Origin of the sequence: Roseomonas chloroacetimidivorans (assembly GCF_049629625.1) — a bacterium.
Taxonomy (GTDB): Bacteria; Pseudomonadota; Alphaproteobacteria; order Acetobacterales; family Acetobacteraceae; genus Roseomonas; species Roseomonas chloroacetimidivorans.
The window spans coordinates 27,299-41,753 of the sequence record NZ_JBNBZS010000010.1; the positions used below are offsets into that span (position 1 = coordinate 27,299).

The window sequence follows — 14,455 nt, forward strand, 5'->3', positions numbered from 1 at the left end:
TCAGTCCGGCACGACGGCGGAGGTGAAGCGGGATACGCAGCTCAGGCGCCCGTCCGCCCGCCGGATCTCGGTCTGCCAGACCTGAGTGGAGCGGCCGATATGGAAGGGCCGGCACTCGGCGCTTACCATCTGCCCTTCCGGCACGCTGGCGATGTGGTTGGCATTGATCTCAAGGCCGACGCAGTGGAACCCCTCGGGCGCGGCGAGGGAGGCGGCGATGCTGCCCAGCGTCTCCGCGAGCACGACCGAGATCCCGCCATGGAGCGCCCGCCAGGGCTGGACGTGCCGCTCGTCCACCGGCATGGCGCCGCGCAGGTAATCCGGCCCGATCTCGGTGACGGTGATGCCCAGACGCCCCGGGGCAATTCCCTCCAGCCGCGCCAGCACGGCCTCCAGGGTGTAGGGCTTCTTCCAGATCGGCGCGGTGCTCATGGCGCCATGGGCGCAAGCCCGCGCTCACGCGTCAACCGGCCCGCGGCCGGCCCGTCCGGGCGGGAGAGCCGCGCCCAGCGCCATCCCATGGCCCCCGCTACGCCAAACAGGCCGATCACCAGCCCTGCCCAGATCCCCACCGGGCCCAGGCCGAGTGGAAAGGCGAGCGCCAGCGACGCGCTGAAGCCCAGAGCCCAGTAGCCGGCCGCCGCGATCCACATCGGCACGCGCGTGTCCTGCAGCCCACGCAAAGCACCAGCGCCCACCACCTGCACCCCGTCGCTGATCTGGAACAGGCCACAGAAGAACAGCAGGGTCGCAGCCAGCGCCGCCGTCTCGGCCGCGCCCGGGGCAGCGGGATCGAGGAACAGCCCAGCCAATGTGCCGGGGGCGATGAGCATTACGACGGCCATGGGCCCCATGAAGGCCACCGAGAGCGCGATCGCCGTCCAGCCCGCCCGCCAGGCGTCCCGCGCCCGGCCGGCGCCGATGGCCAGCCCGACCCGCGCCGTGGCGGCCTGTGACAGCCCGAGTGGCACGGCAAAGGTGATCGTGGCGATCTGCAGCGCGATGGCATGGGCGGCCACCGCCACCGCACCGAAGGCGCCCATGACGAGACCCACCGCGCTGAACAGCCCGATTTCCAGCAGCATCTGCCCGGTGATCGGCAGGCCGAGCCGGAGCAGCCGGAGCAGCCGCCCCGCATCCAGCCGCCAGATCCGCCCGAACAGGGCGTAGCGCCGCAGCCTCCGGTCCCAGGTGATGAACAGGGCCATGGCCAGGCAGATGAAGCTGTCCGCCACTGCCCCCGCGATGCCCGCGCCACGCACCCCCAGCACCGGGGCGCCGAGATGGCCGAAGATCAGGACCCAGCCCAGCAGCGCGTTCAGCGGCACCGCCAGTAGCCCGATGATCAGGGGCGGCCAGGGCCGCTCCATCGCCGCCATGAAGCCGCGCAGGGTCAGGAACACCCCGAAGGGCGGGATGCCCCAGAGAACGCAGCGCAGGAACGCCTGCGCCGCATCAGCCAGGCCGGGTTCCTGCCCCAGGGCACGCAGCACCGCCCCGCCATGCCAGAGCAGTATCATTCCCGGCAGCGCCGCGAGGAGTGCGCCCCAGGCTCCGGCCCGCACCGTGCGCCGCATGGCCCGCACATGCCCGATGCGCCGTCCCCGTTCCTGCGCCAGCATGGCCGCCGCCGCGAGGGAAAGGCCGAAGCCGGGGGCGAGCATGGTCCAGAACAGGGTGCCCGAAAGCGTCACCGCGGCCAGCGCCTCGGTCGAGAGATGGCCGAGATAGGCGGCATCCGTCGCCAGCAGCGCCATCTGCGACAGGTTGGTCAGCGCCATGGGCCAGGCGAGCAACAGCGTCGCCCGTGCCTCCGCCCACCATCCGCTCCGCCGCATCGCCGCTTCTTCCATGGGGCGCGGTGTAGCTGCTCGGGGGCAGCTTGGCAGGCCATCAGCGGAGATATGATTAGACGCCGCCCCGGCCTCCCGGAATCGTCGCGCCGCGAAGGATCCGGGCGCGGATCGGCAGGGTCCCGCACCATCCTTCATTCCCCCGCGCAGCGACCCAAGGAACCAAGCATGACCAGCGAAGCCGAAAAAATCATGGACAAGCTGGACGCCGAGGCCTGGCCCTTCCTCGAAACCTTCGCGGTCGCTGCCCTGGCCCATGTCATCGAGAGCTGCTTCGAGCAGTGGCAGCAGCCTTTCATGCCCACCAACCTGCCCCTTTCCCCCGATTTTGCCTTCGTGGACCGCACGGAGGGTGCGCCCGGCCTGTTCTGCCGCCTGGAAGGACGGCTGGGCGAGGAGGCGGTCTATGTCCAGAACACCCTGCGTGTCTCCGAGGAGGCGGGTGGCCCGGTCATCCTCCGCAGCGATGTGATCCGGGCGGAGGAGAGCGAGAGCCGGGGCTTCACCCGCACTGTGGCGGAGCCATGGCTGCTTACCGCCTTCGAGAACGGCCAGCGCATCGCGCAGGCCATGGACCTGACCGACGGCAACGATCTGGCCTGACGGCGCCCCTCGCCCCTGCAACCGCGCCCCGAGCTTTCGTGTTCAGGCGGAATATTCCTCTGGTTCAGGCGGAATATTCCTCTGGGAGGCAGGCGCGATGAAGCTTTATGGCATGCTGGTGGCGGGCTTGGTTGCTGCTGTCCCGCTCCTGGTGGCGCCGGCGACCGCGCAGCCAGCGCCCGGCCTGAACTATGTCCAGCCCCTGGGCCCCGCGGCGTTGATGCAGGTGCAGGAGCGGTTGCGGCAGGCTGGCGCCTATACGGGGCGGCCGGATGGGGTATGGGGCCCCGACAGCCAGGCGGCGCTGGAGCGCTTCCAGCAACGGAACGGCATCCAGGTCACGGGCCAGCTCAACCAGGCCACCGCGGCGACACTGGGGCTGAACCCCGCCGAGATCCTGGCGGCCGGGCCCGGACCGGCCAGCGCGGCCGTGCCGGACCCCGGGCCCGGACCGCTCAGCCGTGCGGCTGTCCGCAATGTCCAGGCGCGGCTCCGCGCGCTGGGCTTCTATCGCGGCGCCGTGGACGGCATGTGGGGCGCCGGTACCCAGGCGGCGATCGAGCGCTTCCAGCAGGGCCGTGGCCTCCAGCCCACCGGCCAGATCAATCCCGCCACGGCCCAGGCCATGGGCCTCGACCCCAACAACATCGAGGCACCGCTGCGCTGACGCGGACAGGCCCCGGGGAAGCGCGCCGAGCGCGCCCCGGCGTCCGTCCCGGCCACCATCCGGTTCTACGCTTTGGCACATCGCCTCTGGTCCTGGCGGGTCTTTGTGGCAGGGTGGCGAGACGACGGCCTGCTGTCAGGTGAAGCATGAGCCGTGAGGGGGAGAGACACATGGCTCGTTCCGGCATTGCCCGCCGCAGCATGCTTGCCTCGGCAGCCCTGCTCCCGGCGGCGGCCAGCCTTCCGGGCCAGGCATCCGCCCAGCCGGCCGGGGTCGTGATGGACGAGATGCTCATCCCCGGAAGCGAGCAGGGCGTCCAACTCTATCTCCGCAACAAGAGGCCCGAGACGCCGCCGCAGGGGCGCAACCTGCCGCCCATCCTTTGCGTGCACGGCGCCACCTACCCGGCCAGCACGGGGTTCGACCTGCCGCTCGCCGGGGTCTCCTGGATGGACTACATGGCCGGGCGCGGCTTCGATGTGTGGAGCCTGGACCTGACGGGCTATGGCCGCTCCACCCGGCCGCCCGCCGATCGCTCGCCGCCGCCGACGCGCGGAGAGCAGGCGGTGGCCGATATCGGCGCGGCCGTCGCGCATATCCGCCAGGCCCGGGGCGCCGCGAAATGCGGGCTGATCGGCTGGTCCTGGGGCACCACCCTCGTCTCGCGCTTCGCGACCGAAAACGCGGCGCTGGTGGACCGGCTGGTGCTCTACGCCCCGCTCTGGCTGCGCGATCCCGATAGCCGGGGCGCGGTTCCGGTACCCGAGGGGCCACTGCCAGCCTATCGCAGCGTGACCCGCGCCCAGGCGCGGGAGCGTTGGATGAGGGGCGTGCCGGACAATAAGCGCGGGGGGCTGATCCCGCCCGGCTGGTTCGAGCACTGGGCCGACGCGACCTTCGCCACCGATCCGGAGGGATCGCGCCAGGTGCCTTCCGTGCTGCGCGCGCCCAACGGGGTGCTGCAGGACCTGCGGGATTACTGGGATGCCGGGAACCCCTTCTACGACCCCGCCAAGGTGACAGTGCCCTCCCTGCTGGTGCTGGGCGAGTGGGACCGGGACACCCCGCCCTCCATGGCCACCACCCTGTTCCCGCTGCTGACGAATTCGCCGGGCAAGCGGCTGGTGATGCTGGCAGAGGGCACCCACAGCATCATGCTGGAACGCAACCGCGGCGCCCTGTTCCAGGCCGTGCAGGTCTTCCTGGAAGAAGCCTTCGCCTGAGAGGAGAATACGGCCGCCGCGGATCATGCTAGGGGACGGCGAACGCCAGACGGGAAGACGGAACGCCCACGATGAAGTTGCTGCGATACGGCCCCCCCGGTGCCGAAAAACCCGGCCTGCTGGACGCATCCGGCACTATCCGCGACCTGTCGGGCATCGTGCCGGACCTCGCCGGCGCGGCCCTGTCGCGCGGGGGGCTCGCGCAGCTCGCGGCGCTCGACACGAATTCGCTGCCCGAGGTGCGGGCAGGCGTGCGGCTCGGGCCGCCGGTGGGCGGCACGCGGAACTTCGTCGCCATCGGCCTGAACTATGCCGACCACGCAGCGGAAAGCGGCGCCGCGGTGCCGAAGGAGCCGATCGTCTTCCTGAAGTCGCTGAACGCGCTGGCCGGGCCAGACGACGACATCGCCATCCCGCCCGATAGCCGCAAGACGGATTGGGAAGTGGAGTTGGCCATCGTGATCGGCACGACGGCCAAGCGCGTTTCCGCGGAATCCGCGCTGGACCATGTGGCGGGCTACGCGATCTGCAATGACGTCTCCGAGCGCGAATGGCAGATGGAGCGCGGCGGGCTCTGGGACAAAGGCAAGAGCGCGGATGGCTTCGGCCCCGTCGGCCCCTGGCTGGTCACGTCGGATGAGGTGCCGGATCCGCAGGATCTGGCCCTGTGGCTGGAGGTGGACGGCAAGCGCATGCAGGACGGATCGACCCGCACCATGATCTTCGACGTGCGGACGATCGTGTCCTACGTCTCGAACTTCATCACGCTGCACCCCGGCGACATCATCACCACCGGCACGCCGCCTGGCGTGGGGCTGGGGATGAAGCCGCCCGTCTATCTCCGCCCCGGGCAGGTGATGCGGCTGGGGATCGCGGGACTTGGCGTTCAGACGCAGCGGACCGTCGCCGGGTGAATGGAGGGGCGGGCGCAACCGCCCGCCCATACCATTGCCGGCACCACGGGAAGCGCGACCGCGAAAGCACTTTTTCAACCAGGGGTGTAACGAAGGTGAATGCCGGGCTCAGGCCCGCCGGATAGGGGGACGCTTCCCCCAAAGCGGCGGGTATTCCCATGTCCCCGGAGCCGACACGAGCGGAACAGGTACTGCGGCGGGTGCGCGAGCAACAGGCGCGCGTCGAGCGGCAGGAAAGGCTGATCATCCTCCTGGAGCAATTGGAGGAGAGCCAGTTGCTGCCCGAGGCACTCCAGCACCTCGCACTGATGCGGAACACCCACCGGATGCTGAGCGACGAGTTGCGGAAGGTGCTTCTTCCCCGGTGCTGAGCCTCGGGGCCGCTACTCCGGCACGACGCTTACATGCGCCGAAACCACACGCCATCCCTCGGGGAAGCGCACCCAGGTCTGGCTTTGCCGCCCCAGCTTCCCCGGTGCGCTCTCCCGCCGGAACATCGTGTTCGCCGTCGCGAAGTCGCGGCCATAGGTGGTGATGACCGTACGCTCCAGCCTCCGCATCAGCCCGACCGAAGGACGGGCGCGGCGAAAGGCGCGGATCTCGTCCATGCCATAGAGGTTCTCGGTGGCGCCGTAGCGGATGGTCTCGGGCGCATCCCGGAACAATTCCTCCAGCACCGGTACGTCATTGGTCACCAGCGCCTGCTCGTAGCGGGCGAAGGCGGCCTCCACTTCGGCCCGGATCTCGGGGATGTTGATCTCCACGCGGAATTTCCTTTCAGCGTCTGCGGCCCAGCCAGAAGCCGATGATCCCGGCCGCGGCCATCCAGGCCTCGGCGGGAACGCGGATGGTCGGCTCCGTCCGGAAGCCGCCATAGACGCCATGATCCGCGGGCGCCGTGAAGAGGTTGCCCTCTGAGACCGCCGCTTTCGGAGCGCGAGCGAGGCCCTTCCGCATTATTCTCGCCATCGCCCGTCCCAGCAGGCCCGGGGCCATGGTGCCGGCCAGGCGCGCGGCCTGGGCCGCCAGCCCCACCACCGCCGCCCGACGCGGGCGGCGGATAAGGGAGGCAATGGCCTCTGCCACCTCGAAGGGAGAGGTAATAGGACCGCTGACATTGATCTGGTGGCCCGTGTGGTTGGCGCCGTGGCGCAGGCCGGGCGTGTCCACCACGCTCGGGAAGACATCGCAGACATGGATGTCCGGCCAGTCCTGCAATTCAGCGCGAAGCGATTCCGTAAAGCCGAGCAGCCCAGCCTTGGAGGCGGCGTAGGACGCCGCGAAGGGGGTGGGCGCCCAGGAGCCGACCGAGAGGGTGTTGATCATGATTCCATGGCGCTGCCGCTTGAACACGGGCAGCACGGCATGGGCGCCATTGACTTGGCCCAGCAGGTTGATGCGGATGGTCTGGGCATGGGTTTCGGCCGGCACCTCATCAAAGGGTCCGATCACGCCGACGCCGGCGTTGTTAATCCAGACATCGATCCGGCCGAAGCGGTCCCGCGCGCCATTGGCCAGGCGCTGCACCGCTGCAGCATCCGTCACATCCGTGGGGATGGCGATGACCTCAGCGCCCAGGCGCTCGCATTCCGCCCGCACCACGTCCAGCGTGTCCTCCCGGCGGGAGGCGAGGACGAGATGGGCGCCGTGCCGGGCCAAAAGCTGGGCGGTGGCACGGCCAATCCCGCTGGATGCGCCGGCGATCACCACGACGCTGCCTTGGATCCGGGGCATGGGCCTTTTCCTCTCGATCGTCTGGTTCTGCCGGGGGTGACAACATTCCGTTGCACCGGGTGACAACGTCCCGTTGCACCGGGGCGATAACCGGGAGCCGGCGCACGGGTTCCAGCCTTGCTTCGACGGCGTGACCTGACGCCCTTTTGAGCGTTGTCCCATACTGGAAGCGCCGTGGATCAATCCGCGGTGTATGCAGCGGAACAATGGGCGTGATCCATCAGGCCTTCGGCCAGACCACGACGGATATAGAGGGCCGCTTCACGCGGGTGGACCGCTTCACCTGCGAGTTGCTGGGCTATGCCGCAGGTGAGTTGCTGGGGCGAAGCATCCGAGACATCACGCATCCCGAGGACTGGCCGAGCAACGCCCACCTGCTTGAGCGCCTGATGACCGATGAGGAGCCCTTCACCATCACCAAGCGCTACCTGCGCCGCGACGGAACCACGGTGTGGGTGCAGACCTATGTCACCATGCTGCGGGACACGCAGAACGAGCCCTGCTTCTGCGCGGTGCTCCGGCCGGTGCTGCCCGAGGGCGGGCATCGTCCCCTTCGGCGAGCACCCCCCTTCTTAGCGGTGAACCAGAACCAGGAATGGCGAGCGGGATGCTGGTCCGAGTGCTTGCTGAACTAGGGTTCTCTCCACCATGGCGGTGACACGGCCCCGCAGGACCAGAAGACGCCGGAGCGGGAAGTGAGGTGAGTGGGTCGGGGCGGTGTGACGGGGCGGGTTTGCTGAAATGGAAGCCCCCTTGCACCGCATGCCCTCACCGGCCCATACCGGCGCTGGACATCGGGGGGAGCCCATTCCGGGCTGAGAGGCGGGATATCCCGCGACCCCTGGAACCTGACCCGGTTCGAACCGGCGTAGGGATCGGTGCACCATGACGACGACGCGCCCCGGCCGCGCGAATCCGCTCCTCTGCCCGTCATTATGGGCCGTGGCGCGATCGCCTGAGCCGGCGCGGCGGCCGGCGCCGCCTCCGCCCGTCCCCGGGGTTGGGATGGAGGAAACCCCATGCATCGCCGCTCCCTGCTGAAGGGCACCGCCCTTTCGGCGCTTTCCTTCCCCGCACTTGCCCAGCCAGCCGTCGCGCAGCCCAGCCGGGCCCGCACCCTGCGCTTCGTGCCGCAGGCGGCGCTGACGGCGCTGGATCCGGTCGTGCAGAATGCCACGATCAGCACCACCCATGGCTTCTGCGTCTTCGACACGCTTTTCGCGACCGATGCGAAGCTCAACCCGCGCCCGCAAATGGCATTGGGGCATGAGGTCAGTGCCGATGGCCTGCTCTGGACGGTTCGGCTGCGGGATGGGCTGCGCTTCCATGATGGCGCGCCCGTGCTCTCGCGGGATTGCGTTGCCAGCCTGAAGCGCTGGTGTGCCCGCGACCTGTTCGGCCAGATCCTCGGCCGTACCGTCGCCGAGTGGGGTACGCCGGACGACCGCACCCTGACGATCCGGCTGAGCCGCCCCTTCCCGGCCCTGCTCTACGCGCTGGCCAAGCCTGCCAGTGTGCCGCCTTTCATCATGCCGGAACGCCTGGCCGCCACCGCCCCGGACAAGCCGGTGCCGGAGATGATCGGCAGCGGCCCATGGAAGTTCGTGGCTTCCGAGTTCAACCCCGGCAGCTTCGTCGCCTATGCGCGCAACGAGGCCTATGTGCCACGCGACGAGCCTGCGGAGGGCGCCTCGGGCGGCAAGCGGGTGCATTTCGACCGGCTGGAATGGCATATCATCCCAGACGGAGCGACTGCCGGCGCGGCCCTGCAACGCGGAGAGGTGGACTGGGTGGAATACCCGCTTCCGGACCTGCTGCCCCTCCTCACGCGGGACCGGAACATCAAGACCCAGATCTACGACCCGATCGGCTTCCTGGGCGTGATCCGCTTCAACCACCTGCATCCCCCCTTCGACAAGGTGGAGGTCCGCCGCGCCGTGCGGGACTGCATCAGCCAGTCCGACCACATGGCCGCCGTCGCGGCCCCCGGCGACTGGCGCGAATGCCATGCCCTTTTTCCCTGCACCCTGCCGGGCGTGGTCGAGTTCCCTTCTTCGCCGCGTGACTTTGAGAAGGCGCGCGCCGCCATCCGTGCCGCGGGGGCGGAAGGCGCGAGGGTCGTGGTGATCAACCCGACGGACTTCGCCGCCGTGGCGCCACAGGGAAGGCTGGCCGCCGATGTCTGCCGGCAGCTCGGCTTCCAGGTTGACCTGCAGGAAATGGACTGGGCCGCGATGCTGACCCGCCGCAATTCGCGGGAGGACGCGAATCATGGCGGGTGGAGTATCTATCCCACCAACTTCCCCGCGGCCTCCATTGCTAACCCCGCCGTGAACTCCGGCATTCGCGGGGATGGCCCCACCGCCTGGTTCGGCTGGCCCACCGACCCCGCCACGGAGGCCGAAATCGAGCGCTGGCTCTATGCGCCGGACGCCGCGACGCAGGCATCCGCCTTCGCCGCCGTTCAAAGGACCGCCTGGGACCATGTGGGCTTCGCGCCGAGCGGGCTGTTCGTGTTGAAGACCGGGTTCCGGTCCGACCTTTCCGGCGTCCTGCAAGGCCCCAACCCCTATATGTGGAATGTCCGGCGCGGCTGAGCCGGGCGGCCCTCCCCGCATATGAAAGGGCCGCGGGGAGCCGGCCGGGCCGAATCTATAGACAGGACGAATAGCGCGAGCGTCATCTGGTCGCCGGATACACCGCTCGGATCCCGGTTGTTCCAGAATCCACGTGGAGATATGGATGCACCGCATCCACCCGGTGAATGGAAAAGGGGCGAAGGAACCGATGGCGCAACGCGCGGACGAGGCCGGCCTGCGGCAGTTCGACCTGAATTTGCTGCCCGTCTTCTCTGCGCTCATGCGCGAGCGCAGCGTCACTCGGGCCGCGGAATCTCTGTTCCTGTCGCAGCCAGCCACCTCCTCCGCCCTCGGGCGGCTGCGCGCCTATTTCCAGGATGAACTGTTCATCCGCCATGGCCGCGGGCTGGAGCCGACGCCCAAGGCGGAGGCGCTGATGGAACAGCTGGCGCCCGCGATGCAGACCGTGGCCGGCGCGATCGCCGGCTCCATTTCCTTCGATCCCTTGAAGGATATCCGCACCTTCCGGATCGGCATGAGCGAGGACATCGCCATGGCCATGATCCCCTTCCTGCCGCAACTGCGGAAGGCGGCGCCGTATTGTCGGGTTATCATCCGGGCCGCCACCTACCGCACCATCCCGCACATGCTGGAATCGCGGGAGATCAACACGGCTATCGGCTATGTGGAGGATCTGCCGGCGACGGCCAAGCAACGCGTCCTGCGCCGGTCAGGCTGGCGTGTCCTGCGCGATGCGAGTTCGCCAGGGCCCGTGGATCTCGACAGCTACTGCGCCCGTCCGCACATGCTCGTCACGCCCCGGGGCGATCTTACGAGCTTTGTGGATGAGGCGCTGGCCAAGCTCGTCCGCGAGCGGCAGGTGGTGCTCGGCGTGCCGGATTACGGCCTGATTCCCCGCACCATCCAGGGTACGGACCTGCTTTGCCTGGTGACGGAGGCCGTGCTGGACGCGCTGGCCGCCCTGGGCGGGATGGAGCACCTCGCGGCTGATCCACCGCCTTTTCCCTGCCGGGAAGCGGTGATGCACATGGCTTGGCGCACAGCCGTCGATCACGATCCCGGCGAGATGTGGCTTCGCAACCAGCTGATCGGTTGGCTGGCGCGCCGCTGAACGTTTCCGGATCTGGAGGCGTTTTCACGCCTCCAGCTGACCCGATCTAGCGGAGCCGCTTGGCAACAGCTTGGCCGGTGGCGGCGGTACCGAGCGACCCACCCACATCCGGCGTCGCCTCCCCGGCGCTGACGGCCTCCGCCACGGCCGCCTCGATCGCGCGGGCGGCCTGGGTATAGGCGGCCTGGCCCTGCCGGTCGCCATGCCAGTCCAGGAGCTGGGCGAGGGAGAGGATGAGCGAGAAAGGGTTGGCGCGATCCTGCCCCGCGATATCCGGGGCCGAACCATGGGCGGCCTGGGCCATCGCGTGGTTCGCGCCGGCATTCACCGAGCCACCGAGGCCGATGCTTCCGGACAGCTCCGCCGTCATGTCGGAGAGGATGTCGCCGAACATGTTGGTGGTGACGATCACGTCGAAGCGGGATGGGTCGCGGATCAGCAGGGCGGCCATCGCGTCCACGATCACCTCCTCCAGCTCCACGCCCGGGAAGTCCGCGGCGGCTTTGCGGCATTCCTCCAGGAACATGCCGTCGCCCATGGTGAGCACATTGGCCTTGTGCACTGCGGTGACCTTGCGCCGGCGCGTGGCAGCCAGGCGGAAGGCGGCCTGGGCGATGCGGGCGCAGCAGGGGCGGGTGATGCGGCGGAGGGAGACGCAGACATCCTCCGTCACCAACATCTCCGCACTGCCCTTGGTCATGTTGCGGTCGGCGTAGAAGCCCTCGGTGTTCTCGCGCACCACCACCAGGTCGAATTCGTGCCGCGTGGGATAGGGCACGCCGGGATAGGTGCGGGCAGGGCGGATGTTGGCGAAAAGGTCCAGGCGCTTGCGGAAGAAGGCGGAGGGGTTGATGCCGCCCTTGCTCTCATCCGTGTAGTCATAGGTGGACATGGGGCCCATCAACAGGCCATCGGCCGCCTGCACCGTCTCCAGCAGGCCGGGGCGAAGGGTCGTACCGTGGCGGCGCAGGCTCTCATGGCCGGCCACCTCATGGGTCAGGTTCAGGTTCAGGCCGAAGCGGTTCCCGGCGGCCTCCAGCACGGCCAGCGTGGCCCCGGTGATCTCCGGGCCGATCCCGTCACCGGGCAGGACGACAATGTGCATGGCGCGTTCCCCTCTGCTCCCTTCTCTATCCGACGGGTCAGGCAGGTCGTCCATCGCCTTCCCGGCCCCGGCGGGGTAGAGCGGGCGCCATGGCCGATGCCCCTGCCCTGCTGGACGCCGCCCACGCCCGTTTTGCCTCGGGCGCGACCCGGCCGCCGGAGGCGCGGCGGGCCGCGCTGATCGCGCTGCGCGACGGGCTGGAAGCGATGGAGGGCGAGTTGCTGGCCGCGCTCCACGCCGATCTCGGCAAGTCCGAATTCGAGGCCTGGACCTCGGAGATCCTGCTGGTCCGGCAGGAGATCGCGCTCACCCTCAGGCGCCTGTCCCGCTGGATGGCGGAGCGGCGGGTGGGCGGGCGCTGGTTCCACCTGCCCGGCCGCGCCGCGCTGCGGATGGAGCCGCGCGGCGCCGTGCTGATCCTCGGCCCCTGGAACTACCCCGTGCAGCTCTGCCTGGTGCCGCTGGTCAGCGCCATTGCCGCGGGAAATGCGGTGGTGCTGAAGCCCTCCGAGATCGCACCGGCCACGGCGGCAGCGCTGGAAAAGCTGGCGGCGCGTTGCTTCACGCCGGGCCATGTGCAGGTGGCCCAGGGCGGGCCGGAGATGGCGGCGGCGCTGACCGCCCTGCCCTTCGACCACATCTTCTTCACCGGCAGCACGGAGACCGGCCGCAAGGTGGCCGAGGCAGCGGCGCGCAACCTGGCTACCACCACGCTGGAGCTGGGCGGGGCCAATCCCTGCATCGTGGATGCAGATGCGGAGCCGGGTGTGACCGCACGACGGATCGCCTGGGCCAAGTTCCTGAATGCCGGGCAGACCTGCCTCGCCCCCAACCATGTGCTGGTGCATGAGAGCCGGGCGGATGCACTGGTGGGGGCGCTGCGCGAGACGCTGGCGCGCTTCTACGGGCCGGATGGGCGCGGGATGCAGCGCGTGGTCGATGCGCGGCATCTCGGGCGGATGAAGGCCGTGCTGGCGCGGGGGCGTGTGGTCATTGGCGGCGCGGTGGACGAGAACGCGCTGCACCTCCAGCCCACGATCCTGCGCGATCCTGATCCGGCGCTACTGCGGGAAGAGATCTTCGGCCCCATCCTGCCCGTGGTGACCTGGCGGGACCGGGCGGAGCTTCTGGCGGACCTGTCCGGCCTGCCGGAGCCGCTGGCCCTCTATGTCCATACGCGGGACCGTGGCTTCGCCGAGGCGGTGGCGGCGGCCCTGCCCTCCGGCGGCTTCTGCGTGAACGAGCACCTCGTCCACTGCACCGTGCCCGACCTGCCCTTCGGTGGCGTCGGACCCAGTGGGCAGGGGCGGTATCACGGGCAGGCGGGTTTCGAGGCCTTCTCCAACGCCCGCGCGGTATTCCGGCAGCCGGCCGGCATCGATCCTTCGCTGCGCTATCCGCCCTACAAGGCCCCACTCTCAATCATCAAGCGGTTGATGGGATGAACAACAACTTCGACGCCATCATACTGGGGGCCGGCGCGGCGGGCATGATGTGCGCCTTCACGGCCGGGCGGCGGGGCAAGCGTGTGCTGCTGCTGGACCATGCCGACCAGCCCGGGGCGAAGATCCTCATCTCCGGCGGCGGCCGTTGCAACTTCACCAATACGGGGGTGGAGCCGTCGCGGTTCTTCTCGGGCAACCCGCATTTCGCGCGCTCGGCCTTGTCCCGCTATACGCAGCACGACTTCATCGCGCTCGTCGAGAAGCATCGCATCCCCTATCACGAGAAGACCCTCGGCCAGCTTTTCTGCGACGGCTCGGCACGCGCCATTGTCGGCCTGCTGCTGGATGAATGCGAAGCGGTCGGGGTGGATCTGCGCCTGCGGCACCGGATCATTGACGTGACCCGTGCCGAGGCGTTCCGGGTGGAAACGGATCGCGGGACCTTCACCGCCCCGGCGCTGGTGCTGGCCACGGGCGGGCTCTCCATCCCGAAGATGGGGGCGACAGGACTTTCGCTCGACCTCGCACGCCGCTTCGGTTTGCCGGTGATGGAGACGCGGCCGGCCCTGGTACCGCTGACCTTCGGCGAAGCCGATCTGGCGCTGATGCGGCCGATCTCCGGCGTTTCCCTGCCGGTGCAGGCAGGCGCGGGCAAGATACGCTTCCGGGAGGCGATGCTCTTCACCCATCGCGGGCTGTCCGGGCCGGCCATCCTCCAGATCTCGACACCTTGGCGCCCGGGGGAGGCGGTCACGCTCGACCTGCTGCCCGATGTGGACGCGGTTGCCTGGCTGCTGGCCCGCAAGGAGGAACGACCGAAGGCGGCGCTGCATACGGTGCTGGCGGAGCGGTTGCCGCAGCGCCTCGCCTCGGCCCTGGTACAGACACGGCTGGCGCAGCACACCCGCCCCGCCGGGGAGTTGGGCAACAAGGCACTGAAGGAGGTTGCGGCCCTGCTGAAGGGCATGGCCCTGACGCCCACGGGCACCGAGGGCTATGCCAAGGCTGAGGTGATGGCGGGCGGCGTGGATACGGCCGCCCTGTCCTCCCAGACCATGGTCGCCAAAGACGTGCCCGGCCTGCATGTGATCGGTGAGGCCGTGGACGTCACGGGCTGGCTGGGGGGCTATAACTTCCAATGGGCTTGGTCGTCGGGCTGGTGCGCCGGACAATCCGTGTGAATTTCCGACGGGAAACGCC

The 14,455-nt window shown here is 69.3% G+C and carries 15 protein-coding genes and 1 riboswitch; of the genes, 10 read left to right on the forward strand and 5 right to left on the reverse strand.

Annotation, left to right across the window (positions count from 1 at the left end; translation table 11 throughout):
* Both ACO1BU_RS08820 and ACO1BU_RS08825 read right to left on the reverse strand, forming a co-directional pair.
* Window positions 1–432, reverse strand: coding sequence for a PaaI family thioesterase (locus tag ACO1BU_RS08820; protein WP_424135557.1), 432 nt, complete (start codon window positions 430–432; stop codon window positions 1–3).
* Window positions 429–1,853 (reverse strand): MATE family efflux transporter, encoded by a 1,425-nt coding sequence (locus tag ACO1BU_RS08825; RefSeq protein ID WP_424135558.1) that lies wholly within the window; start codon window positions 1,851–1,853, stop codon window positions 429–431. Before ACO1BU_RS08825 ends, ACO1BU_RS08820 begins: the two co-directional genes overlap by 4 nt.
* A 168-nt stretch (window positions 1,854–2,021) precedes the next feature.
* Here ACO1BU_RS08825 and ACO1BU_RS08830 point away from each other — a divergent pair, with 168 nt between their 5' ends.
* From ACO1BU_RS08830 to ACO1BU_RS08850, 5 genes are all read left to right on the forward strand, one after another.
* Window positions 2,022–2,456: a hypothetical protein gene (locus tag ACO1BU_RS08830; protein ID WP_424135559.1), complete on the forward strand. Its 435-nt coding sequence runs from the start codon at window positions 2,022–2,024 to the stop codon at window positions 2,454–2,456.
* A 97-nt stretch (window positions 2,457–2,553) separates the two neighbouring features.
* A complete protein-coding gene (locus ACO1BU_RS08835) occupies window positions 2,554–3,123 on the forward strand; it encodes a peptidoglycan-binding domain-containing protein (protein WP_424135560.1) in 570 nt (189 codons plus the stop codon).
* Between the two features lie 170 nt (window positions 3,124–3,293).
* A complete protein-coding gene (locus ACO1BU_RS08840) occupies window positions 3,294–4,346 on the forward strand; it encodes an alpha/beta hydrolase (protein ID WP_424135561.1) in 1,053 nt (350 codons plus the stop codon).
* 71 nt (window positions 4,347–4,417) lie between these two features.
* Complete coding sequence (locus tag ACO1BU_RS08845; RefSeq protein WP_424135562.1) at window positions 4,418–5,260, forward strand: fumarylacetoacetate hydrolase family protein; 843 nt, start codon at window positions 4,418–4,420, stop codon at window positions 5,258–5,260.
* Between the two features lie 158 nt (window positions 5,261–5,418).
* Window positions 5,419–5,631 (forward strand): hypothetical protein, encoded by a 213-nt coding sequence (locus ACO1BU_RS08850; protein ID WP_424135563.1) that lies wholly within the window; start codon window positions 5,419–5,421, stop codon window positions 5,629–5,631.
* Between the two features lie 12 nt (window positions 5,632–5,643).
* Here ACO1BU_RS08850 and hpxZ read toward each other — a convergent pair whose 3' ends face one another.
* Together hpxZ and ACO1BU_RS08860 are read right to left on the reverse strand one after the other, a co-directional pair.
* The gene (hpxZ, locus tag ACO1BU_RS08855; protein ID WP_424135564.1) at window positions 5,644–6,024 is read right to left on the reverse strand and encodes an oxalurate catabolism protein HpxZ; all 381 of its coding nucleotides are present in this window, start codon (window positions 6,022–6,024) and stop codon (window positions 5,644–5,646) included.
* A 13-nt stretch (window positions 6,025–6,037) separates the two neighbouring features.
* Complete coding sequence (locus tag ACO1BU_RS08860; RefSeq protein ID WP_424135565.1) at window positions 6,038–6,994, reverse strand: SDR family oxidoreductase; 957 nt, start codon at window positions 6,992–6,994, stop codon at window positions 6,038–6,040.
* 212 nt (window positions 6,995–7,206) lie between these two features.
* On the opposite strand from ACO1BU_RS08860, the gene ACO1BU_RS08865 reads away from it, so the two are divergent.
* The 3 genes from ACO1BU_RS08865 (at window position 7,207) to ACO1BU_RS08875 (ending at window position 10,705) form a co-directional block, all read left to right on the forward strand.
* Window positions 7,207–7,629: a PAS domain S-box protein gene (locus ACO1BU_RS08865; RefSeq protein WP_424135566.1), complete on the forward strand. Its 423-nt coding sequence runs from the start codon at window positions 7,207–7,209 to the stop codon at window positions 7,627–7,629.
* Between the two features lie 152 nt (window positions 7,630–7,781).
* Window positions 7,782–7,887, forward strand: a riboswitch (TPP riboswitch).
* 126 nt (window positions 7,888–8,013) lie between these two features.
* Complete coding sequence (locus tag ACO1BU_RS08870) at window positions 8,014–9,591, forward strand: ABC transporter substrate-binding protein (protein WP_424135567.1); 1,578 nt, start codon at window positions 8,014–8,016, stop codon at window positions 9,589–9,591.
* 145 nt (window positions 9,592–9,736) lie between these two features.
* Window positions 9,737–10,705, forward strand: coding sequence for a LysR family transcriptional regulator (locus tag ACO1BU_RS08875; protein ID WP_424135568.1), 969 nt, complete (start codon window positions 9,737–9,739; stop codon window positions 10,703–10,705).
* A 46-nt stretch (window positions 10,706–10,751) separates the two neighbouring features.
* Here the strand turns inward: ACO1BU_RS08875 and ACO1BU_RS08880 are convergent, their stop codons facing one another.
* Window positions 10,752–11,810 (reverse strand): isocitrate/isopropylmalate dehydrogenase family protein, encoded by a 1,059-nt coding sequence (locus ACO1BU_RS08880; protein WP_424135569.1) that lies wholly within the window; start codon window positions 11,808–11,810, stop codon window positions 10,752–10,754.
* A gap of 89 nt (window positions 11,811–11,899) precedes the next feature.
* Here ACO1BU_RS08880 and ACO1BU_RS08885 point away from each other — a divergent pair, with 89 nt between their 5' ends.
* Both ACO1BU_RS08885 and ACO1BU_RS08890 read left to right on the forward strand, forming a co-directional pair.
* Window positions 11,900–13,255: an aldehyde dehydrogenase family protein gene (locus ACO1BU_RS08885; protein ID WP_424135570.1), complete on the forward strand. Its 1,356-nt coding sequence runs from the start codon at window positions 11,900–11,902 to the stop codon at window positions 13,253–13,255.
* Complete coding sequence (locus ACO1BU_RS08890) at window positions 13,252–14,436, forward strand: BaiN/RdsA family NAD(P)/FAD-dependent oxidoreductase (protein WP_424135571.1); 1,185 nt, start codon at window positions 13,252–13,254, stop codon at window positions 14,434–14,436. The genes ACO1BU_RS08885 and ACO1BU_RS08890 overlap by 4 nt, the downstream gene beginning before the upstream one ends.
* Window positions 14,437–14,455: the final 19 nt, after the last annotated feature.

Excerpts from the sequence above, each read along its gene's own strand:
- ACO1BU_RS08820 (WP_424135557.1), bottom strand. The coding sequence starts at position 432 with ATGAGCACCGCGCCGATCTGGAAGAAGCCCTACACCCTGGAGGCCGTG.
- ACO1BU_RS08825 (WP_424135558.1), bottom strand. The coding sequence starts at position 1,853 with ATGGAAGAAGCGGCGATGCGGCGGAGCGGATGGTGGGCGGAGGCACGG.
- ACO1BU_RS08830 (WP_424135559.1), top strand. The coding sequence starts at position 2,022 with ATGACCAGCGAAGCCGAAAAAATCATGGACAAGCTGGACGCCGAGGCC.
- ACO1BU_RS08835 (WP_424135560.1), top strand. The coding sequence starts at position 2,554 with ATGAAGCTTTATGGCATGCTGGTGGCGGGCTTGGTTGCTGCTGTCCCG.
- ACO1BU_RS08840 (WP_424135561.1), top strand. The coding sequence starts at position 3,294 with ATGGCTCGTTCCGGCATTGCCCGCCGCAGCATGCTTGCCTCGGCAGCC.
- ACO1BU_RS08845 (WP_424135562.1), top strand. The coding sequence starts at position 4,418 with ATGAAGTTGCTGCGATACGGCCCCCCCGGTGCCGAAAAACCCGGCCTG.
- ACO1BU_RS08850 (WP_424135563.1), top strand. The coding sequence starts at position 5,419 with ATGTCCCCGGAGCCGACACGAGCGGAACAGGTACTGCGGCGGGTGCGC.
- ACO1BU_RS08860 (WP_424135565.1), bottom strand. The coding sequence starts at position 6,994 with ATGCCCCGGATCCAAGGCAGCGTCGTGGTGATCGCCGGCGCATCCAGC.
- ACO1BU_RS08870 (WP_424135567.1), top strand. The coding sequence starts at position 8,014 with ATGCATCGCCGCTCCCTGCTGAAGGGCACCGCCCTTTCGGCGCTTTCC.
- ACO1BU_RS08875 (WP_424135568.1), top strand. The coding sequence starts at position 9,737 with ATGCACCGCATCCACCCGGTGAATGGAAAAGGGGCGAAGGAACCGATG.
- ACO1BU_RS08880 (WP_424135569.1), bottom strand. The coding sequence starts at position 11,810 with ATGCACATTGTCGTCCTGCCCGGTGACGGGATCGGCCCGGAGATCACC.
- ACO1BU_RS08885 (WP_424135570.1), top strand. The coding sequence starts at position 11,900 with ATGGCCGATGCCCCTGCCCTGCTGGACGCCGCCCACGCCCGTTTTGCC.
- ACO1BU_RS08890 (WP_424135571.1), top strand. The coding sequence starts at position 13,252 with ATGAACAACAACTTCGACGCCATCATACTGGGGGCCGGCGCGGCGGGC.